Origin of the sequence: Arenibacter echinorum (genome assembly GCF_003259375.1) — a bacterium.
GTDB classification, from domain to species: Bacteria; Bacteroidota; Bacteroidia; order Flavobacteriales; family Flavobacteriaceae; genus Arenibacter; species Arenibacter echinorum.
This window is the reverse complement of sequence record NZ_QLLN01000006.1, coordinates 293,949-315,467: the sequence shown is the minus strand read 5'-3', so window position 1 is coordinate 315,467 and position 21,519 is coordinate 293,949. Positions and strand designations below refer to the sequence as shown.

Genomic DNA, 21,519 nt, shown 5'->3' with positions numbered 1-21,519 from the left:
TATTTGGGGCATGAATTTTAGAAAACGGACAACAGTTGTTTTAGCTATATTTTCTCTAGTCTTTTTTGGGTTTGGAATCCCGAAAAATGTTCAAAAGAAAATGGACAAGGAAGTGGAAAAAGTATTTGATACCACGAATTATTCCTTCGTGCCAGTTACTGTTTCAAAAACTGTAAACGAACAACTTCCGACTAAGATTACTGCTGATAATTTCTTCCATATAAAACAGGGCAACACCCTGTTGGGTTACGCCTTTGTAGATCAGGCACCCAGTAAGACGGCACAATTTGATTATTTGGTCATCTTTAATCCCAATTTGAAAATCATCCACTCAAAGGTATTGATATATCGTGAGGAATACGGTGGAGAAATTGGAAGTAAAAGGTGGTTGGAACAGTTTACCGGAAAAACAGGAAAAGATAGGGTTAGCCATGAAACCAATATAGACGGTATTTCTGGCGCTACAATCTCCGTGCGATCCATGACTACCTCCTTGGATAACCTATTGCAAACGGTTGGAATTCTTCAAGAAAAAAAGATGCTTTAATGGGTTATGATGGTCTATTACTGACATTGCCAAAGGGAATAAAATGGTTTGTTGCCACCTTTGTTCTTGTATTAAGTATTGGTTTTTATACAGGCCTTTTATTTGTTTCTGAAACCAGTACTTCCTCACCAAACGGAATTGTGGAAAATTATTTGGGAAATGAGGAGGATGAAGAGGCCGAGGTAATGAAGTTCAAAAAAGGGGAACGGGAAATGCTTACCATAATACACACCCACATTCTCTCTATGTCGCTCATTTTTTTTCTACTTGGTGGTCTAGTATGGCTAGCCAAACTTCCTCACAAGCTTAAAATGTTCCTTACTATTGAACCATTTTTATCCGTTATTTTAACTTTTGGTGGCATTTATTTAATGTGGTCGGGGCTATTGTGGATGAAATATGTGGTTATCTTTTCTGGAATTTTAATGACCTTGACCTTTAGTCTTGCCGCTGTGTTGGTGCTTTATCAATTGTCTAAAAAAACGGTAACAGTCAATTAACACAATAACTGTTCATCAGTTCCTTTAAATGTAGTATATTTGCACGCAATTAATCTTTAATTGCTATGCAAGCTCACCTAAATAAAATTGTTGGAGAAGGTCTTACGTACGATGACGTACTTTTGGTTCCAGCTTTTTCTGAAGTACTTCCTAGGGAAGTCAATATTCAAACAAAATTTACTAGAAACATTACGATCAATGTGCCCATCGTTTCGGCGGCTATGGATACCGTTACGGAATCCCGCATGGCCATTGCCATTGCCCAGGAAGGTGGTATTGGGGTATTGCATAAGAACATGACCATAGAACAGCAAGCGCTGAAGGTTCGCAAGGTAAAACGAGCGGAAAGTGGTATGATCATAGATCCTGTTACCTTGCCATTAAATTCGACGGTAAGGGATGCAAAAGCGAACATGAAGGAATTCAGCATCGGTGGGATACCTATAGTAGATGATGAGGGTAAATTGATCGGAATAGTAACCAATAGGGATCTTCGTTTTGAAAAAAACAATGATCGTCCTATTTCCGAGGTCATGACTTTTAAAAATCTTGTTACTGTAGGGGAGGGAACTTCTTTAGAGCAGGCGGAAGATATTTTGCAGGAAAAGAAAATTGAAAAATTACCAGTTGTCGACAAGGATTATAAGCTTGTTGGGCTGATTACCTTTAGGGATATTACAAAACTTACCCAAAAACCTATAGCGAATAAAGATCAGTACGGAAGATTGCGGGTTGCTGCAGCTTTAGGGGTTACCGGTGATGCCGTGGACAGGGCAGAGGCATTGGTCAATGCGGGGGTAGATGCTGTTGTGATCGATACTGCACATGGGCATACCAAAGGTGTGGTAACTGTTTTGAAGGAAGTAAAAAAGAGATTTCCAGATTTGGAAGTTATAGTAGGTAATATAGCTACTGCAGAAGCTGCCAAATATTTGGTAGAGGCAGGAGCGGATGCCGTGAAAGTCGGAATAGGTCCTGGTTCCATCTGTACCACACGTGTGGTGGCAGGGGTTGGATTTCCTCAATTCTCAGCGGTTTTGGAGGTAGCTGCAGCCATTAAGGGCAGTGGGGTTCCGGTTATCGCCGATGGTGGCATCCGTTATACCGGAGATATTCCCAAGGCCATTGCAGCTGGGGCCGATACGGTAATGTTGGGTTCCCTGTTGGCAGGAACTAAAGAATCACCTGGCGAGACTATTATTTACGAAGGACGTAAATTTAAATCCTATAGGGGCATGGGTTCTGTAGAGGCCATGAAACAAGGTAGTAAGGATAGGTATTTCCAAGATGTAGAAGATGATATCAAAAAATTGGTGCCAGAAGGAATTGTAGGTCGTGTACCTTATAAAGGAGATCTTTATGAAAGTATCCATCAGTTTATTGGAGGTCTGCGTGCCGGGATGGGATATTGCGGGGCCAAAGATATCGAAACTTTAAAAGAGACCGGACGATTTGTTAAGATTACGGCAAGTGGAATCAACGAAAGTCATCCACATGACGTAACCATTACCAAGGAATCACCTAACTATAGCAGGTAATTTGGACTTATGGTAGTTACATATCGATAAAAAAAGAGCCGGATTTCCGGCTCTTTTTTTTCTTTATCTTTAATTTAATGTCCATTAAGCTATTTGCTTTCGCTATCGTAGGTATTCCAATCTTTCTCCTTGTGAATATTGTCACCAAAATATTTGGCTATTTTTAGGAAGGGTTCTGGCTTTTGATACCCAGGAACGGGAGAAAGCATATTCATCTTTTCATCCAAAAATATTGTCGTGGGATAACTCATTTTACCCTGCATCAAAGCTGCTGCAAATTCGTGATAACCATTTCTGCCCGAAGGAACAAATTTAAAGGTTTTGCCTTTGAAAACAATGGGTTCCTTGCCTTCTCCATCCAACTTCACCATATAATAGTTTTTGGACATGTATTCGGCAACTTCTTCATTCTGAAAGGTATCCTTGTCCATTTTTTTACACCATCCACACCAATCGGTGTAGACGTCAATAAAAATTTTCTTCGGATTTTTCTCAGTTTCAGCCAATTTGGCTGCTTCATCCCAACTAAGCCATTTTACTTCCTGTGCCATACTACCAAAGGGTAAAATGGCCACACACAAAAGAATAGCTATTTTCAAAAATGATTTGGAAACTAATTTCACGATCATATTTTAGGGGATTAGTCCGACAACAACATCAAAACTAACGAAAATTAAGCAATTTTATTTTGCTATTGCCTTTTCTTTAACAGTCGAGAATAAGTCCTCTACATCGATCTGGTTCTTGATAAGGTCGTCAAAAGTTTCCCTTTCCCTTATCAGAATTGCTTTCCCTTTATGCCATAAAACTTCAGGAGGTCTAAATCTGGAGTTGTAATTGCTAGCCATAGTGAAACAGTAGGCACCTGCATTCTTAAAGCATAGGATGTCCCCTTCGGAAATCTCATTGATGCGCTTATTGCTGGCAAAAGTATCGGTCTCACAAATATAACCCACCACAGAATAATAGCGTTCACGTCCTTCAGGATTGGAGATATTTTCAATGCTGTGGATGGCGCCATAAAACATAGGGCGAATAAGATGGTTGAATCCGGAGTCTACACTGGCAAAAACGGTTGAAGTAGTTTGTTTTACTACATTTACTTTGGCCAAAAAGAAACCGGCCTCACTAACCAAAAACTTACCGGGCTCAAAGGCCAAGGTCAGTTCCCTGCCATAATCTTTGCAAAAAGCATTAAAACGTTTACTTAATTTCTTCCCCAATTCTTCAACGTTGGTTTCAATATCCCCTTCTTTATAAGGTACTTTAAATCCACTTCCAAAGTCTATAAACTCAAGATCTTGGAAATTCTTGGCCGTTTCAAAAAGAATTTCGGAAGCGTAAAGGAATACGTCTATATCCAAAATGTCACTTCCAGTATGCATGTGTATCCCATTTACCTTCATGTTCGTAAGATTTACGATACGCAACAAATGAGGTATTTGGTGTATGCTAATGCCAAATTTGGAATCAATATGACCTACGGAGATTTTAGAATTTCCTCCGGCCATTACGTGCGGATTTATTCTAATGCAAACAGGAATATCAGGATGCTTGCTGCCAAACTGTTCCAAAATGGACAAGTTGTCAATGTTGATACGAACGCCCAATTTAGCTGCTTCTTCAATTTCCTCCAAGGATACACCATTTGGAGTGAATATAATAGAATTAGGCTCAAAACCGGCCATGAGTCCCAATTGAACTTCTTGTATGGAAACGGTATCGAGTCCACTTCCCAAACTGTTCATCAATTTTAAAATGGCAATATTTGAAAGCGCCTTTGTGGCGTAATTTAATTGTAATTTTTTTACGTCTTTAAATGCATTGGTCAATCTATGAAACTGGGAAATTATTTTCTCAGAATCGTATACATAGACTGGGTCACCATAAGTTTGTGCTATCTTTAATAAGTCAGTGTTTCGCATTGTTCAATATTTTGTGCAAATTTAGACTACTTATTGTTTTTGAGCAAAAATATATAGCAATAGTTGAAAAATGTAACATATTGTTATTAATATAACAGATGTTGGATTGTCAGGGTTTGTTTTTTGATGAGTCCGTTGTAATTTTAAACAAAAAAAATATGTTGCTACCTATGTTTCCTTTACCGTCCGTTTTTTTTCCTGGTGAAATTGTGGCCCTTCATATTTTTGAAGAACGTTACAAACAATTGATAAGGGATGTCAGGGAAATGGCTATGAATTTTGGGGTTCCTGCCTATATTGATGGGGAAATAGCATATGGTGCTGAACTGGAATTAAAGGAAATCATAAAAACCTATGACAGTGGGGAAATGGATATTGTTTGTGTTGGCCGGCGCACCTTTAAAATAAATACTTTCCAAAAAGTTATGGACGGCAAATTGTACGCTGCGGGCATGGTGGAATTTTTACCTTATTATGATGACAGCGTTACCACCTTAGAGGAAAATGTCCTTAGCCTTGTCATTGAACTATATGGTCTTATGGATGTATCTAATTTGGGTCTTACATTAGAGAATTTTGATATTTATCAACTGATACATAAGATAGGGCTTTCCCGGGCGCAAGAATACAAACTCTTGAAAATGACCTATAAGAGCGAGCGCTTATTGTTTGTCAAAGCTCATTTAACAAATACCATTCAGGTTTTAAAGCAGGTAAACCAATCTAAGGAAATGATAGGGATGAACGGACATTTTAAAAATTTCGATCCTATAGATTTTAAGGATTTCAAAATTTAAAATGAAAGTACTGGGCAGGCTTTCTGAAAAGTGCAATATTCATCCATTGGAAGCTTATTGTATGTATGACCGCTGCCGATTGTTTTTAGATAAAACTTTGATGTAGCATTGGATTAGTTTTTTCTGTTGGCGGTACAATTTCATTATACTTAGTGCTAAATATTTTTCTGTTTTATTTAATTAGGGTAAATCCGCTGTGTTTCCTATTTTTGCAACTGAACAATTAGAACCTTCAATTTATGAACCTTCACGAATATCAAGGAAAAGAGATTTTAGCGAGCTTTGGAGTACGCATTCAACGCGGTTTAGTGGCTTATAATGCCAAGGAAGCGGTAGATGCTGCCAAACAATTGACCCAGGAAACCGGAACCGGTTGGCATGTAATTAAAGCCCAGGTTCACGCAGGTGGAAGAGGAAAAGGAGGAGGAGTCAAATTGGCGAAGAACTTGCGTGAGGTAGAGGATATAGCAGGATCTATTATTGGTATGAATTTAGTTACTCCGCAAACTTCGGCTGAAGGTAAAAAAGTGCATAAAGTTTTGGTTGCCGAGGATGTTTATTATCCAGGGGACAGTGAAACCAGTGAATTTTATATGTCCGTTTTATTGAACAGGGCCGCTGGGAGAAATATGATCATGTATTCTACCGAAGGTGGAATGGATATAGAGGAAGTTGCAGAGAAAACGCCTCACCTAATCTTTACCGAGGAAATAAACCCTGCTACTGGCCTATTGCCTTTTCAAGCAAGGAAAATAGCTTTTAACTTGGGGTTGTCCGGAACTGCTTTTAAGGAAATGACCAAGTTTGTCACTAGTTTATATAAGGCTTATGTGGAGAGCGATGCAAGTTTATTCGAAATAAACCCTGTTCTTAAGACTTCCGATGATAAGATTATGGCAGTGGATGCCAAGGTGTCCATTGATGACAATGCACTTTATAGAAGAAAGCAATATGCTGAAATGCGAGATTTGCTAGAGGAGAATCCAATTGAGGTAGAAGCAAGGGCTGTAGGTCTAAACTACGTTGATCTGGATGGCAATGTTGGATGTATGGTGAACGGTGCAGGACTTGCTATGGCTACAATGGATCTTATTAAAATGGCCGGTGGTGAGCCAGCCAACTTTTTGGATGTAGGGGGAACCGCTGATGCCAAAAGGGTAGAAGAAGCCTTCAGAATTATATTGAAGGATCCTGCTGTTAAATGTATCCTGATAAATATATTTGGTGGTATTGTTCGTTGCGATCGTGTGGCGCAAGGGGTAGTGGATGCCTACAAAAATATGGGAGATGCCATAAAGGTGCCTATTATTGTAAGATTACAGGGTACCAATGCTGAATTGGCCAAGGAAATTATTGATAATTCTGGTCTGGCCGTGCATTCCGCAGTTCAATTTCAAGAAGCTGCAGATAAGGTGAAGGAAGTATTGGCATAATACCAATAAATTATAAAAATAGAAAAGGCAGTGCTGTAACAGTACTGCCTTTTGTTGTTGTTGAAGGTATTTTATGTTGAATACAATTTGTGCTCAACTAACCAAAGTTGTGTGATAGCCAAGAAAAGAATATTTCAAAAAGTATTCCCGTTAAAGGGAGGGGGGATTTTGGGTAATTCAAATTATACATGAAAGCTATCTCGAAAAGTTCTGAAAAATCAGGACTTTTTTTTGTTTTTATATTTTACAGGACTAATGTCGTGGTCCATCTTCTTTTTTTGTTGCTCCTTGAATCCCGGTCTTTGATGGGCTTTGAAAATGGGTTCCTTTTTCGGTTTGGGCAAAGATAATTTTGGGTCTTTTGGATTCTCCCTTGTCCCACGATAATGTATCACCAGTCCATTTAAAAAATTACGTAAAATTTGGTCGCCACATTCTACATAGTTGGGGTGATCTTCTTTTCTAAAAAAAGCACCCAACTCACTTTTGGTAATTTTAAAATCGACTAATTTTAAAATTTCTACAATTTCATCATCCCGTAATTTTAAGGCAACCCTTAATTTTTTAAGAACATCATTATTGGTCATATAGTAAAATTTTTGACAAGATATTACAAAAAATAGGATGTGGTACTAGTTTGGGTTTACTTTCCTGCATCCGTAGACAGGAAATCAATGCTATTTAACGTAACTTAGTGTTAAACTGTAATTTATGAGCACATATTTGGAGAAGTTGGGCATTCTTTCCCAAATGATTTCTTTTGCAAAGGCAGACAAGGAAATCAAGGATTCGGAGTATGATTTTTTGCTGGGTGTAGCGAAACAATTGGAGGTCGATAAGGAAACGTTTGATTCGCTTTTTCTTAAGAAAGTTGATAAGGTCCTACTTAAATCCGAGGCGGAGCGCATCCTTCAATTTCATCGCCTGGTACTGCTTATGAATGTGGATCAGGAACAGCATCTAGTCGAAATTGAACAGCTACATAATATAGGACTGGGATTTGGACTTCCCCAGGCCGCCATAGAGCAAGTTCTTACCGTTATGCACAAGTATCCTAACAAGGTGGTCCCTCCTGCCGTGCTTATAAATATATTTAAAGCCTATAATAATTGACACAAAGTGACATTATGGCTTGTTATTAATTCAAATAAGCGACATAATGACATTAAAATATGTTCGGTATAACATTTGCCTTTTAGCTCATGAGAATTTAAAGTATAACTTAAAATATAAAAGTCATGAGTCTAGTAAAAAGAAATAATGTTATGTTTCCATCATTAATGAATGAAATTTTAAGACCAGATTGGTTTGGTGGTGTAGACAACTTCAAGCAAAGTGTACCGGCCGCCAATGTCAAGGAAACTGAAAGTGAATATGTATTGGAATTGGCAATACCTGGTAGGAAAAAAGAAGATTTCAATGTTGAAATCGATAATGAAATCCTAACGATTTCCTCTGAAGTTAAAAGTGAGGAAAACAAAGAGGATGATGGATATACCAGAAGGGAATTTACTTTTTCTTCCTTTAAAAGAGTGTTTAGCTTGCCTGAAACAATTTCTTTGGATAAAATTAACGCGACCTACGAAGATGGAATCTTAAAATTTATTCTTCCTAAAAAAGAGGAGGCATTGCCAAAGCCTAAAAGATTAATTGAAATAGCCTAAGTTTAAAAGTAGTTGTGTATCCTGAAGGATACATTATAGATTGGTTGGTTGATTGGAAAAGCGCTTCGGGAAATCGAAGCGCTTTTTATTTTGCTAAATTCCCTTGAAACCATTTCTCAATAAATGGTGCAGGAATGGTGTTTTATTCCTGTTCCTGAAGCGATTTAATTTCGTCCCTTAATTTAGCGGCTTGCATAAAATCCAAATCCTTTGCCGCTTTTTCCATCGCCTTTCTTTTGTCCCGTATCATTTTTTCCCTTTGTTCATTGGTTAGGTATAATAGGTCAGGTTCCGCTGCCTTCATTTCTTCTTTCTCAAAATGATATGTGGAGACGGAATTTTTGGCCAAAACACTGTCCAAACTTTTGTTCAGCGCGGTGGGGGTAATATTATTTTCAAGATTATAAGTGCTCTGTTTTTCCCGTCTGTAGTTGGTCTCATCTATTGTTTTTTGCATGCTGTTGGTTATTTTGTCGGCATACATTATGGCTTTTCCATTTAGATTCCTGGCAGCACGGCCTACAGTCTGGGTAAGGGATCTTGCACTTCTTAGGAAGCCCTCCTTGTCGGCATCCAAAATGGCCACCAGGGATACCTCTGGTAGATCCAGACCTTCCCGCAATAAATTCACCCCTATGAGTACGTCAAAAACACCTTTGCGCAGATCCTGCATAATTTCGACCCGTTCCAAGGTATCCACATCACTATGAATATAACGACAGCGAACATTTATCCTGGTTAAATACTTGGCCAATTCTTCCGCCATTCGTTTGGTTAAGGTGGTGACCAAGGTACGTTCATCCTTTTCTACCCTCAAATGGATTTCCTCGATGAGATCATCAATTTGATTCAAACTGGGACGGACTTCAATGATCGGGTCCAAAAGCCCTGTTGGCCTGATAACCTGTTCTACATAAACCCCTTGGCTCAATTCCAATTCGTAGTCTGCAGGAGTAGCGCTTACATATATCACTTGATTTTGAAGCGCTTCAAATTCCTCAAATTTTAGTGGCCTGTTGTCCATGGCCGCAGGCAATCGAAAGCCGTATTCTACCAAATTTTCCTTTCTCGACCTATCACCGCCATACATGGCGTGTACCTGTGGAATGGTAACGTGGCTTTCATCAACAACCATTAAATAATCTTTTGGGAAATAGTCCAATAAACAGAATGGGCGGGTTCCCGGTTCCCTACCATCCAAATACCTGGAATAATTTTCGATTCCTGAGCAATATCCCAGTTCACGTATCATTTCCAAATCAAAATTCGTACGTTCTTCCAAGCGTTTTGCCTCTAGGTGTTTCCCTATTTCCTTAAAATAGGCCACCTGTAGTACCATATCCTCCTGAATTAGGTGAATGGCATTCTGAAGTACATCAGGGGAAGTTACGAACATATTGGCCGGGTAAATATTAAGCTGTTGGTACTTTTCCAGTATTTTGTTCTTGTAGGGGTCAAAGGCCTCTATTTCCTCAATTTCGTCCCCAAAAAAATGAATTCTGAAGGCATGGTCGGCATAACTTGGAAAAACGTCCACCACATCGCCCTTTACCCTAAAATTTCCGTTCCTAAAATCGGCAGTCGTTCTCGAGTATAAACTCTGAACCAATTGATGTAGGAATTTGGTCCTCGGAATAACTTGGTCCTTTTCTATCCCTATAACATTTTTCTGAAATTCTACGGGATTTCCTATACCGTATAAACAGGAAACCGAGGCGACTACCAAAATATCCCTTCTGCCTGATAGTAGGGAAGATGTTGCACTCAAACGTAGTTTTTCAATATCCTCATTAATGGAAAGATCCTTTTCTATATAGGTGCCACTTGAGGGTATATATGCTTCGGGTTGATAGTAGTCGTAGTAGGACACAAAATATTCAACGGCATTCTCAGGAAAAAACTGCTTAAATTCTGAGTATAATTGTGCAGCCAGGGTTTTGTTATGTGCCAATACCAAGGTTGGTCGCTGAACCTGCTCTATGACATTGGCAACGGTAAACGTTTTTCCGGACCCTGTTACTCCCAAAAGAGTTTGATAACGCTCATCTGCCTCAAGGCCCTCTTTTAATTGTTTAATAGCCTGGGGCTGATCACCTGTAGGTTTAAATCCGGAAACAACTTTAAATTTCATGTACAATGCATTCAGGAACTCCTATAATTTTAGTCTAATCTTTTTCTTTTTGGACTTTCGACAAAAAAATCATATTCGTTTTATGACCTAAAATTAATAAATAGCGGGGAATACTGAGGTGCTTCGGCAACTATTTGTAACCATTGTCTTATTCTATAAGTTATTTTACTGTAAAAGAGGCAAAGGGGAGTTAAGCTTTTGGAAATTAGCTTTACAAATCCCGTTTTTTAAGCAGGGCGTAGGAAAGATATATGAAAATTGCAGTCCAACATCCCACTATCAATATCTCATAAAAATGAACGGCGTAGTCCTTATTGAATTGTTCCCCCACTTGTTCAACCATACTTTGTACTGCTTTAAATCTGGAAGCCGGTTCTTTGATCAGGTTGCTCATAGACTCCAGGGGGAGGAATTTCATAACGTAGGCCGAAGCCTCCTTGCCGGCAAGCCACCAAACCAAAAATCGGATAGCTAAATTTTCAATGGCAAACCAAATAATTAAAAAGCCCAAGGCAAAGGCAGAACGTTTTACCAATATACCAAGGAAAAGACAGAAGGAGAAGAAGCCCAACAGCTTTATAAAATAAGCCAATAAGTATTCCAAATCCGAAAATATGATGGATATCTCCGTGAAATCGGAATAAAAAAGCCCTAAAACCAATGAAACTGTAAAAACAAAAAGGGTAGAAATTACCGAAAATGCAAAAACGGTCAAGAATTTAGAGGCGATAAATTCCTTCTTGCTCAAGCCATCTATTAAATTTTGTTTCAGGGTCTTATTGCTGTATTCGTTTGCCATCATGGATACAATGACTATAGCAAAAAATAGCTTCAATCCACTTGCAATCCAGGTATTCAAGTGCCATATGTAAGGAAAATTAAAAATGCCCTGTTCGGCAACATGGAACTGAATCGGACCAATGTCAAATTTTATTGCGGCCAACAATGCCATGCAGAGAATAAGGACGAAATAGGAAATGATAAGGATCTTACTCGCATTATTGTTCCATAATTTTATAAATTCTATCTGTAATAAACGTAACATATTTTATGCGTTTAAGGGTATTAATGCGGTTAATCCTTATTATTGGTCAAATTAAGGAATTGTTCCTCAAGACTTTCTTTGCGTTTTACCAGATGGGATAGCACTATGCCATTATTAAATAAGTCCTCATTTAGGGTGGTTGCCTTCATTTCTTCCTTCAAAATGGCGGTGATCAAACCATTTTCCTGCTTAATAGGGCCGAAACTGGCGTGTTTGCTTAAGAATGTAACCAAGGCTGCCTCATCGTTCGCCCTGAGTTCGAAGAAGCCATAACTGGTCAACATTTCATCAACCCGGCCCGAATAGAGCTTTTCGCCTTTTCTTAGGATAATCACATGACTACATACTTTTTCTACCTCGTCCAATAAATGTGAGGCCAGCAGAATAGTAGTGCCCTGTGAAGCAATTTTTTTTATGATCTCCCTAATTTGATGTATACCCTGTGGATCTAACCCATTGGTAGGTTCGTCCAAGATTAATATTTCTGGATCGTTGAGAAGTGCAGAGGCAATGGCCAATCGCTGTTTCATGCCCAAAGAGTAGGTACTGAACTTGCTGTTTTTTCGTTCCAGCAATCCGACCATTTCCAGTTTTTCTTCAATTTTATCTTGGGGTACTTCCTTGATTTTACAGACCAATTTCAGATTTTGTATGGCGGTCATATAGGGATAGAAATTGGGACGTTCAATGATGGCGCCCACTTTCTTAAGGGCGGTGTGGGTGGTAATGGTTCCCCCGAACCATGAAAAATCACCAGCTGTTCTATTCACTACATTCAATACAATTCCCAAAGTGGTCGATTTTCCACTACCATTGGGCCCTAAGATGCCATAAACATTGCCTTTTTCAATACTAAATGAAAGGTCTTTTACCGCGGTTAGATATCCAAATTTTTTGGTAAGGTGGTTTACGGTCAGGATAGTTTCCAAAATGGGATAGATTTTTAGATTGTTTGCACTTACTTGACGAAGAAATCGTTATTTTGTTACAAATTAAAGTTTTTTCCATGTCTGAAAGATTAATGTCCAAGAAAAAGCCTGCATTTCCAGTCAATAATAAATTGGATGCCTATTTGGAGCACTATAGCAGAAAAATTGAAATTCCAATTTTTTATGAGGATCTGTTGCGCTTTTCAGGGTCTATTGTGGTCTATGACTCCAATGAGGAGGACACTCTTTGGGTACGTGTTTATTACAATGAGTTCGATAGGACGGAAATCGATATCAGTTTAAAGAAAGTATATTCCATTCTACATTCCGATGGTAGCGATAGTATTTTTCCATTTTTAAATGTTGATGCGGTGGACTATTGTACTTTTGGAAACTCCAAGCCCTTTAGGATCAAGGTAAGGAATATATTGAATGACAATTTTACCTATTTCTATGTAAAAAAGACCGATGCATCCAGAATATACGGGCTGGAACTAGAGCATATGTTGTCGCCCTATAACCTAAACTTCCTGGTCTACGGAGATACTTTGATAGAGGAACATATTGCCGGTATTCCGGGAGATGTGTTTATCAAGGATTTTTTGCCGAAATGTAATGAATCGGAAAAATCGCAATTGGCCAAAGAATTTGTCAAGTTTAATGAACGCTGTATGATCCGCCTTTTGGGGGATATGCGATCCTATAACTACGTTATTGTTCCTACCCACGATTTTGATCACGTGGTATATAAAATAAGGGCAATAGATTTTGACCAGCAGTGTTATGAAGGAAAATTGAAAGTGTATAGGCCCCAGTTTTTTAAGGAAAATTATAAAATGGTCATGTTGGTCAAGGAGAAGTTGCAGCGTAATTCTGTTGATCAATACAAAATAGAGGAACGCTCCATCGTGGCCAAAAGAATTTTGAGTTCAGGGAACCGTATTAAGCGGCTCATTTCTATTGTTAAGACCGATGATATATCGAACGACGATAATATTGCGGCCCTTTCACAGCATATTTATGATCTTACAGGAGATGTCGACTTTAAAAAATGTAATACAATGGGAGAAGTGCTGGCACTTGCGCTGGACTTTGTGAAAAGAAATTATGAGGATGTTAGTATGAAACAGATTATTGAGAACAGGATAAATCTTTAAGATATACATATTCTATTACCTAGTGTAACCCTCTATATCAATAAGAAAATAAAAAAGGCCGGAGCATATTACTTCGGCCTTATTCATTTTATATTTATGGACACACTTTCAATTCATGGAACAGATTGCCAGTGGATTTTTCTAGCTTTTCTGTTCCTTGTTAAAGTAGACCAGGTAGTAGTACATTTGGCGTTCTTCATCCCAACCTTTTTCTACAAATTTTTGTGCAGATTCCGGATTGATAAAATCAAGTTTTATCTGGATATTGGTATCCAGGTTAATGACGTTCTTGATTTTTTTTCTGGCGTCCGAAACCGCTTTATTGGCTATGTCAAAAGTAGAGACATCCTCTATACTGTACTTAGGCCCTTTTTCTACTTTGTAGTGCTTAAATTCTGGTATCAATTCCGGGTTCGCCATAACCTCGTTCAAGAAATTGGTTTCTTCAAAAGAATCATTTTTCGCAAAATGATTTACCGCCCTGTTCATAAACAACACCTCTTGTTGTTTGTCCTCAGCAGGCAAAACTACATCCTTGGCAAAGTTCTGGCAGAATTTCAGGTAGTTTTTTGTCTTAAAATTATCATCGGACAAGGCTTCCACCCCTAGAAAGTTTTCCAACCAGTATTTGGTATCGTAACGATTGCTGTCAACTGAAAGTACTTTATAACCTTCTTCCTTATCGGTATTGAAAATAAGGCAGCCCTTGTCCAACTTGTTGATGTTGATGCCCTGCTGCACCAAAATATCCAAGCTATTTCCCTTTTCCTGAAATTGTAGAAAATCGTGTTTAAGCTCACTTTTGAATATGCCCACGGCATTCACCTTTACGTTATCCAACATTAGATCGGTAAGATAGGCTACGTAAACTTCACCACTTTTGATGTGTGGATGGTTCGATTGGTCGAATAATTGGGTTGCTATTTTTTTTGAATTGGCATGTAGGCTACTAGGTTCATCAAAAATATCGGAAACAATTTTGTAGACCTCATTGAATTCAACATCGGATTCATGGTTAAAGTAATAGTAATTCTCCTCCTTTTCCCTAAAAGGTTTAAAAAAATATTCTTTTAAGAGTCCGGTAGTTTCATCGTTAAGAGAAAATGGTTCTTCCGAGAGAAAGATACCTTCACTTTTATTTTTGTTTCCCACACGGTGTATGGAAATAGTTTCAATTTGAGTAGGGTATAAGTTGATCATGGATAATGGAAAATATTTAAGGGTTATTTTGTGCGTAAAGCCTTATTGAGGCTTTACAAGGATCAATTTTGTAATTGGCCAATCCTAATGTGCTACTACTTTAATTTGCAGCTACAGGAATTTTTAGTTCCAGTTTTCATCAAAATCCAAATCTTCGTAATTGTCAAGGGTATTGTCAAAATCGAATTCGTTTTCATCCGCTTCAAACTTTTTTTCAGGTGGGGAGTCCGGCAATTCACCAAAACTGAAAAGTGTGTTGGGATAGGTCTTTATTTCTTCTTTTTCCACTATATCGGCCAATTCAACGAAGAAGGTCCACATGCTTAAAAAGTCATATACATAAATTAGTTTGGGAGAATGTTCCGAAAGAATGTCCTGTAACAGAATCTCATTCATTAAACGAACATCTGAGCCATTTTCGCTCATGTCAAATAGGGCAATTTCCTCGTCCTGCCTCCACTCCTCGTCACAGGTATAAAAAGAGGCCATTTCATTTCCCAAAAAGCCAAAAGCCTGGGTGATGGCATTGTGAAGGTCTTCCATAGAATTGCTATTCTCTATTTCTATATCCCTAAAAATATCTTCCTCTGCATCTAGAATAATCCTAATTTTGTATATCATCGGGTCCTTTTTTTGTGGTGGCAAAGTTACAAAGTTTTCATGGTTTTAAAAGCATTTAGAGCTTCCAAAACCAAATAGAATTGAAAACCGAATAAAACGGATGCCAACACAAGATGTAATGGCTGGGAAGCAAAAGGAAAATCCAGATAGTACATGGCCATCCCGGAAATAACCTCAAGAAGTAAAAGCGCCAGTACCCAATTTATTTTAGAATACCCAAGGTTTAATTTATAGATTCTTATGGCTAGGGCAAGGTTCAAAAGGACCACTATTATAGAAAATGAACGGTGGATGTAAAATGATAGCGTTGCACTATTCAGCCATAAGTTAGGGGCATCTTCACCATAAAGGTCGGTTTGCACATCCACAAACTGTCTTACTTGGGTGCCCAATACTACTTGTACCAAGGTGGCCAAGAGAACAAAGATCATTAGGTTTCTCGTTACTTTATCTGGTTTTAAAGACTTGATCTTATTGCTCGTGGCTTGTATCAGGTATAGGATCAGAGCTACTATGAACAGGGCCATTACCATATGGATGGTTATTTTGGCCGGAGCCAAAACGGAATACACTACAGTGGCTCCAAGCCATGCTTGGAAGCCCATGGCAAATACTACCACCCAAGAAAGTATAGTAATGGATTTCTGTTTTTTCCAGTAAGTCAAAGAGGCTATGGCCATTATTAAGGTTCCCAGCCCGGCCAGGGCGCCGAATAGCCTATTAATGAACTCGGTCCATGTATGGAAAGGATTAAAAATAGCGTAGTCATGTTTTGTGTACAGTGTCCAATTATTGGCATTATAGGAAGAGGAGGTACTAAAATTTTCCTTGGCCACCCTTAGGGCTTCGTCTACAATAATAACCTGACCTTTTTTGAATTCCTTTTCCGGCTGCCATTGCAATTCCGTGATATCCGTAGGGGGAATATAATAACCGAAACATTTGGGCCAATCCGGGCATCCCATGCCGCTACCTGTCATTCTTACCACTGCACCGGCCACAATTACCAAGTAGACCAAAACTAGACTGATCTTGGCGATTTTTGTAAATTTTTTCTGCATTTGGATGTTTGAAAGAGTCCTGCAAAATTACCACTCTTTTCTTTAAAAAACAGCCAAGGATAAGGGGAATTTATTTGTAAGACCGGTATTCCAAAAGCCGTAGGGGCATTAAACTGATATGCTCGAGCCTACCCCGCCTTTTTGTCGGAGTCCTTGATCAAAAGCCTAGTCCCTTGGTTAGGTAATCTAGAACTTTCTCTAGAGTTAAATGCAGTTTACCTTGAGAGATAGGGCTCCTATTTGTTATACCAATAGAGGCGGAAGGCTTATTTCGATTTGAGCCCCAGTTCCTTTCCTTTATGTAACATTAGGGCGTAGGCGGCATTGTATTCATTGGGAATATCACCTTCCAAAATAGCCTCTTTAATGGCTTCTTTGATCATGCCTATTTCCTTGGATGGTTTTAGGTTGAAAGTTTCCATAATTTCTTCCCCACTGATTGGCGGTTGAAAATTTCTTATGTGGTCCCTTTCCTCGACCTCCTCAATTTTTTGACGGACAATTTTAAAATTGTTCCTATACCTTTTTTGTTTTTTAGGATTCTTGGTAGTAATATCCGCCTCACATAGGGTCATTAAATCTTCTACATGCTCTCCCGCGTCAAAAATGAGTCTTCGAACGGCCGAGTCAGTTACAAAATCCTCGGAAAGGACAATGGGTCTGGAACTCATAAGTACCATTTTCTGGACGAATTTCATTTTTTCGTTCAAGGGCAACCTAAGTCGCTTAAAAATTTTGTAGACCATTTTGGATCCCACAAATTCATGGGCATGGAACGTCCACCCGATTTTTTTGTCGAATTTTTTGGTAGGGGCCTTGCCTATATCATGCAATAAGGCGGCCCAACGCAGCCAGACATTATCCGTATTTTCGGAAATGTTATCAACTACTTCCAGTGTATGCCAAAAATTGTCCTTGTGCCTTTGCCCTTCTATTTCCTCAATACCTTCCAGAGCAACCAGTTCCGGCATTATAAAAGGTAAAAGTCCTGTTTCGTGCAATAAGGAGAATCCGATAGAGGGTTTGCTACTGGCCAAAATTTTATGTAATTCATCAACGATGCGCTCATTGGAAATAATTTTAATTCTTTCCTTATTGTCCACTATCGCCTGCAACGATTCAGGATGAATAATAAAGTTTAGCTGCGTAGCAAATCTTATGGCGCGCATCATTCGCAAAGGATCATCGGAATAAGTAATATCAGGGTCTAAAGGGGTTCTGATCAATTGTCTTTTTAAATCCCCAATGCCGTCAAAGGGGTCTAAAAGCTGTCCGTAGTCCTTGGGATTCAGTGAAATGGCCAAGGCATTGATAGTGAAATCCCGCCTTTTTTGGTCATCTTCCAAACTCCCATTTTCAACAACAGGTTTTCTACTGTCCCTGTGGTAACTTTCTTTTCTGGCCCCTACAAATTCAATTTCAATGTCCTGAAATTTGATCATTGCGGTTCCAAAATTTTTAAAGATACTAACCTCCGAACTCCCTGGTAATTTCTTGGCGACCAATTTGGCCAATTCAATTCCACTGCCAATAGCAACAATGTCGATATCTTTATGGGTTCCCCTTCGCAACAAATAGTCCCTCACAAAGCCTCCGATTACGTAAGAATCTAATGAAAGTTCCTTGGCGGCTTCGGAAATGGTAGAAAATATTGGGTTATTTATGGCCTCTTCGTGGTTTCTGTTCGTCATTCTTACTCTCGGATCACTTTTACGGTACCATCATTACCGAGCATAATAATGGAAGATGGAGTACTGTTAATTTTATCGCGGTCCAAATTTACTATATAGTCTACACCTTTTAAAATCTCACTGGATATTTCTTTGAAAGAATTGGGAGTTGGTTTCCCGGCTATATTTGCGGAGGTAGACACGATTGGTTTTTTAAATTTCTTTATAAGAAATTGGCAGAATTGATCAGTTGCTACCCTAATGGCCAAAGTGTTGTCATCGGCAATTAAATTTGCAGCCACTCCTTTAGGGGATTCATAGACAATGGTGGTTGGTTTGGTAGCTAGATCTATAATATCATAGGCCAGCTCCGGTACTTTTTCAACATGCTGCTCCAGCATAAAATCATTGGCCACCAAACAGATCATAGTCTTGGAATTGGATCTTTGTTTTAGGGTGTAAATTTTTTCTACAGCTGCCGCATTTGTGGCATCACAGCCAATACCCCAAACGGTATCCGTAGGGTACAATATTAGACCTCCTTTAGTGAGTATATCATAGCATTGGTTTACCTCGGAAAGCAAATCTTTCATAATACTTTATTCTCTTAAATTTCTTAATCTTTTTAATTCCTTATATCGGGAATACACTCCCAATGCGTTCAGATAACATATGATTATCCCCTTTTTTCCGTCTAGTATGCCAAATCTTAGAATATAATGATTGAAAAATTTGTAAAACGGGCGGAATACAAAGTGGTAAAAGTTGGGGGCATAATCTTTTTTATGTTCTTCTATTGCCTTCATTTGTCCATACTTTATCATTTTGCCCTTGTAATCTTCATAATTCTTATAGGAATAATGAACTAGTTTGTTTTTGAGCACATCGGACTCTCCGTTCACAACCAATGTTTCGTGTACTATTCTATCCTGTGTAAAATGCACCTTACTTTTTTTGAACAGTCTATAATTTTTATCGCTCTGCCAACCACTAAAGCGCAAAACCTTATTTTTGAACATAAAGGTTCTGTAAAAATAATAGGCATCAGCCGTTGGTTTGGAGGAATTGACAGTTTCCAAGATTTCATTTCTGAGTCGATCCGGAACTCGTTCGTCCGCATCCAAGAAAAGTACCCAATCATTGGTTGCCTGCTCCAGGGCATAGGATTTTTGATCCGTATAATTTAAAAATGGTCGCTGGATCAATTTTACATTAGGATGCTCCTTGATCTTTTCGATAGTGCCATCCGTACTGAAGGAATCCACAACGATTATCTCGTCCGCAAACTTTATATTTTCCAATACAGCATTGATATGGATATCTTCATTATAGGTAATGAGAATAGCAGAAATTTTATTTGTTTTTTCACCAACAAAGGGGTTTTTTGTCGGTTTCCCAAACATGGAATTGATTTTTAGCCTTCTCGCTAGGGACAGCTTCCTTTCTACTGGTACTCCATGTATTTCAATGTATTCTTTAACTGCATTTACCATGCGAAGAGCCGATTTTCCATCCTGATACGGGTGAAATTGCATGTTAATATATGCTCTTTCCGCAGCGTGGGGGTCGAAGTGAAAATTGTCCAAAACTTTCTCGGTAAGACCAGTGTAAGATTTTGAGTTGTCCCACAACACCTTGTCGGCAATATTCTTGAAGGATATTACCGGCTTGTTCAAGAGAATGAATTCGTAAATTACGGATGAGGTATCACTGACCAATATATCTGCCTGGATAAGCGATTTAATAATGTTTTTGTCCTCTTTGAAGAGCACATTTTGTATTTCATTGGATAGTCTTTTGTAAGCCTTTATCCATTTTGGGTCCATAAGGTCATGGAACTTAATTAGGATTACGTATCCCGTGGTCTCGGCAAGGTTTTTTATTTCCTGAACTAGATAGGGGGCAGAAGTAAGGCTAGGGGAGAAGGTAGGGGCATAAAGCACAATTTTGTCCGTATTGTATTGCTGCAATATGGCCTTTTTTTCAAAGTCATACCTGTTTTTTTCAGTGCTGTAAACATCCAATTTTGGCCATCCTGTCTCGATGACGTCGAAATTTTTATGTCTCTTTTTTAACTCATTAAATTTATCCGTGAAGTACGGGCCTTGGGTAAGATAAAGATCAAAGTAGTGCCGTATCCTGAAATGCCCTTTTTTTTCACCAGCAAGTCCATGAAAAACTTGGACTTTTAGTCCGCGGATATAATAAGGTACTTCATTTCCAGGCACGAAAATGGCATCACTTTTATAGAGTTGTAAATCTAAAGTGCTAACTGTATAATCTTCATTTTTATATGGAAAATTTTCCAAGAGTTTCCCCGAAATATACCAAAGAAAGTCGTGACCTTGTTCCTGAAGTACATCGCGGATGGGAGCAAGGATGCCAAAGGCATATGCATTTTGGCAAAATAAAATTACTTTCATTTTCGAAATAGGGTATTGGCATTTTCCAAATCTTCCTTAAAATCGACTTCCATACAATTGTAATCAGAAATGTCCACAGCACTAATTTTAAGTCCGTCCTTTTCTATGGCCATCTCCAGACCTCTTTCAAAATAATCATTGTCCTCACATTCTTCAAGTCTGGTGATAAAACTTTTTATGTCCTTGGCAGCAATGAAGTTTATGCCTACTGCTTCACCAAGTCCATTTCTCACCGTCTTGGACAATTTATCAATAAAATTATCCTTTAACGTGTACTTTACCTCTTCATCTGCCACCTTACTGGTGTTTACGGCTACGAATGATTGATTTTTATTAATATAGGGTATTAGGACGGATAGGAGACTTACGTCAAAAACAACATCGCCATTGAGCCAAAGCACGGATTTGTCCCTGTTTTTTCTTAGGGCTTTTAAAAGACTTTTGGAAGTGTTGGTCTGATCAAAAAATGGGTTGTATATATAGGTGAGTTCCGGAAAGCGTTCCATTATTAGGTCTTTTTTAAAACCAACAACAACGTTAATATCATCTATATCAAAGGTTTCTTCCAAATTGTTGACCTGCATCTCCATGATACATTTTCCATTTTTTAAAGGTGTCAAAGGTTTAGGAAATGGGTTCCCAAGTCTTGATCCAATACCCGCTGCTAAAATGACAATTTTCATGAGTTTTATAATTTATTCAGTGACCAGTCAAGAGCTAGACAGGTCCTATGTTTTTTGGTCCTTAACCTAATGTAAGGTTAAGGGAGTGGGCAAAGATATGTAAATAATGGTTTATAATTTTTTATGGTCAAGAGTAGGAAGTCTTGATTGGCTTTCATTGTTAGTACATATACTTTCCAAGAATGAAAGATTTAA

Annotated in this window: 21 protein-coding genes; 8 read left to right on the top strand and 13 right to left on the bottom strand. The window is 38.5% G+C overall.

Annotation, left to right across the window (positions count from 1 at the left end):
* The first annotated feature begins 10 nt into the window (after nt 1-10).
* The 3 genes from LV92_RS16955 to guaB all read left to right on the top strand — a co-directional run bounded on the left by LV92_RS16955 (nt 11) and on the right by guaB (nt 2,585).
* Complete coding sequence (locus LV92_RS16955; RefSeq protein ID WP_111624784.1) at nt 11-547, top strand: FMN-binding protein; 537 nt, start codon at nt 11-13, stop codon at nt 545-547.
* The gene (locus tag LV92_RS16950; protein ID WP_111624783.1) at nt 547-1,047 is read left to right on the top strand and encodes a hypothetical protein; all 501 of its coding nucleotides are present in this window, start codon (nt 547-549) and stop codon (nt 1,045-1,047) included. Before LV92_RS16955 ends, LV92_RS16950 begins: the two co-directional genes overlap by 1 nt.
* Nucleotides 1,048-1,112: 65 nt before the next feature.
* The gene (gene guaB, locus LV92_RS16945; RefSeq protein ID WP_111624782.1) at nt 1,113-2,585 is read left to right on the top strand and encodes an IMP dehydrogenase; all 1,473 of its coding nucleotides are present in this window, start codon (nt 1,113-1,115) and stop codon (nt 2,583-2,585) included.
* An 89-nt stretch (nt 2,586-2,674) separates the two neighbouring features.
* On the opposite strand, the gene LV92_RS16940 is transcribed toward guaB, so the two are convergent.
* Both LV92_RS16940 and lysA read right to left on the bottom strand, forming a co-directional pair.
* On the bottom strand, nt 2,675-3,214 hold the full coding sequence (locus tag LV92_RS16940) for a thioredoxin family protein (protein ID WP_111624781.1): 540 nt from the start codon (nt 3,212-3,214) through the stop codon (nt 2,675-2,677).
* 54 nt (nt 3,215-3,268) lie between these two features.
* Nucleotides 3,269-4,510: a diaminopimelate decarboxylase gene (lysA, locus tag LV92_RS16935; protein ID WP_111624780.1), complete on the bottom strand. Its 1,242-nt coding sequence runs from the start codon at nt 4,508-4,510 to the stop codon at nt 3,269-3,271.
* Between the two features lie 98 nt (nt 4,511-4,608).
* Between lysA and LV92_RS16930 the strand changes: the two genes are divergently transcribed.
* Both LV92_RS16930 and sucC read left to right on the top strand, forming a co-directional pair.
* On the top strand, nt 4,609-5,307 hold the full coding sequence (locus tag LV92_RS16930) for an LON peptidase substrate-binding domain-containing protein (RefSeq protein WP_245946419.1): 699 nt from the start codon (nt 4,609-4,611) through the stop codon (nt 5,305-5,307).
* Between the two features lie 239 nt (nt 5,308-5,546).
* Nucleotides 5,547-6,740 carry an ADP-forming succinate--CoA ligase subunit beta gene (gene sucC / locus LV92_RS16925; RefSeq protein WP_031443424.1) on the top strand — a complete coding sequence of 398 codons (1,194 nt, stop codon included), beginning with the start codon at nt 5,547-5,549 and terminating at the stop codon, nt 6,738-6,740.
* A 218-nt stretch (nt 6,741-6,958) separates the two neighbouring features.
* On the opposite strand, the gene LV92_RS16920 is transcribed toward sucC, so the two are convergent.
* Nucleotides 6,959-7,327, bottom strand: coding sequence for a DUF1456 family protein (locus tag LV92_RS16920; RefSeq protein ID WP_111624779.1), 369 nt, complete (start codon nt 7,325-7,327; stop codon nt 6,959-6,961).
* Nucleotides 7,328-7,451: 124 nt separating this feature from the next.
* On the opposite strand from LV92_RS16920, the gene LV92_RS16915 reads away from it, so the two are divergent.
* Both LV92_RS16915 and LV92_RS16910 read left to right on the top strand, forming a co-directional pair.
* Nucleotides 7,452-7,853 (top strand): TerB family tellurite resistance protein, encoded by a 402-nt coding sequence (locus LV92_RS16915; RefSeq protein WP_111624778.1) that lies wholly within the window; start codon nt 7,452-7,454, stop codon nt 7,851-7,853.
* 125 nt (nt 7,854-7,978) lie between these two features.
* Nucleotides 7,979-8,404, top strand: coding sequence for an Hsp20/alpha crystallin family protein (locus LV92_RS16910; protein WP_111624777.1), 426 nt, complete (start codon nt 7,979-7,981; stop codon nt 8,402-8,404).
* 142 nt (nt 8,405-8,546) lie between these two features.
* On the opposite strand, the gene uvrB is transcribed toward LV92_RS16910, so the two are convergent.
* The 3 genes from uvrB to LV92_RS16895 all read right to left on the bottom strand — a co-directional run bounded on the left by uvrB (nt 8,547) and on the right by LV92_RS16895 (nt 12,509).
* Entirely contained in the window at nt 8,547-10,535 is a 1,989-nt protein-coding gene (gene uvrB, locus LV92_RS16905) for an excinuclease ABC subunit UvrB (protein WP_111624776.1), read from the bottom strand.
* 211 nt (nt 10,536-10,746) lie between these two features.
* Entirely contained in the window at nt 10,747-11,580 is an 834-nt protein-coding gene (locus LV92_RS16900; protein WP_111624775.1) for an ABC transporter permease, read from the bottom strand.
* Between the two features lie 29 nt (nt 11,581-11,609).
* A complete protein-coding gene (locus LV92_RS16895; protein WP_111624774.1) occupies nt 11,610-12,509 on the bottom strand; it encodes an ABC transporter ATP-binding protein in 900 nt (299 codons plus the stop codon).
* Between the two features lie 77 nt (nt 12,510-12,586).
* Between LV92_RS16895 and LV92_RS16890 the strand changes: the two genes are divergently transcribed.
* Nucleotides 12,587-13,666, top strand: a complete 1,080-nt coding sequence (locus tag LV92_RS16890; protein ID WP_111624773.1) for a hypothetical protein — start codon at nt 12,587-12,589, stop codon at nt 13,664-13,666.
* A gap of 141 nt (nt 13,667-13,807) precedes the next feature.
* Here LV92_RS16890 and LV92_RS16885 read toward each other — a convergent pair whose 3' ends face one another.
* From LV92_RS16885 to LV92_RS16855, 7 genes are all read right to left on the bottom strand, one after another.
* Entirely contained in the window at nt 13,808-14,866 is a 1,059-nt protein-coding gene (locus LV92_RS16885; RefSeq protein ID WP_111624772.1) for a nucleoid-associated protein, read from the bottom strand.
* Nucleotides 14,867-14,989: 123 nt separating this feature from the next.
* Complete coding sequence (locus LV92_RS16880) at nt 14,990-15,487, bottom strand: IS1096 element passenger TnpR family protein (RefSeq protein ID WP_111624771.1); 498 nt, start codon at nt 15,485-15,487, stop codon at nt 14,990-14,992.
* A 26-nt stretch (nt 15,488-15,513) separates the two neighbouring features.
* Complete coding sequence (locus tag LV92_RS16875; RefSeq protein ID WP_111624770.1) at nt 15,514-16,548, bottom strand: COX15/CtaA family protein; 1,035 nt, start codon at nt 16,546-16,548, stop codon at nt 15,514-15,516.
* Between the two features lie 266 nt (nt 16,549-16,814).
* A complete protein-coding gene (locus LV92_RS16870) occupies nt 16,815-18,239 on the bottom strand; it encodes a CCA tRNA nucleotidyltransferase (protein WP_111624769.1) in 1,425 nt (474 codons plus the stop codon).
* Between the two features lie 2 nt (nt 18,240-18,241).
* On the bottom strand, nt 18,242-18,811 hold the full coding sequence (locus LV92_RS16865; RefSeq protein ID WP_111624768.1) for an L-threonylcarbamoyladenylate synthase: 570 nt from the start codon (nt 18,809-18,811) through the stop codon (nt 18,242-18,244).
* A 6-nt stretch (nt 18,812-18,817) separates the two neighbouring features.
* The gene (locus tag LV92_RS22125) at nt 18,818-20,641 is read right to left on the bottom strand and encodes a CDP-glycerol glycerophosphotransferase family protein (RefSeq protein ID WP_111624767.1); all 1,824 of its coding nucleotides are present in this window, start codon (nt 20,639-20,641) and stop codon (nt 18,818-18,820) included.
* Complete coding sequence (locus tag LV92_RS16855; RefSeq protein ID WP_111624766.1) at nt 20,638-21,324, bottom strand: phosphocholine cytidylyltransferase family protein; 687 nt, start codon at nt 21,322-21,324, stop codon at nt 20,638-20,640. The genes LV92_RS22125 and LV92_RS16855 overlap by 4 nt, the downstream gene beginning before the upstream one ends.
* Nucleotides 21,325-21,519: the final 195 nt, after the last annotated feature.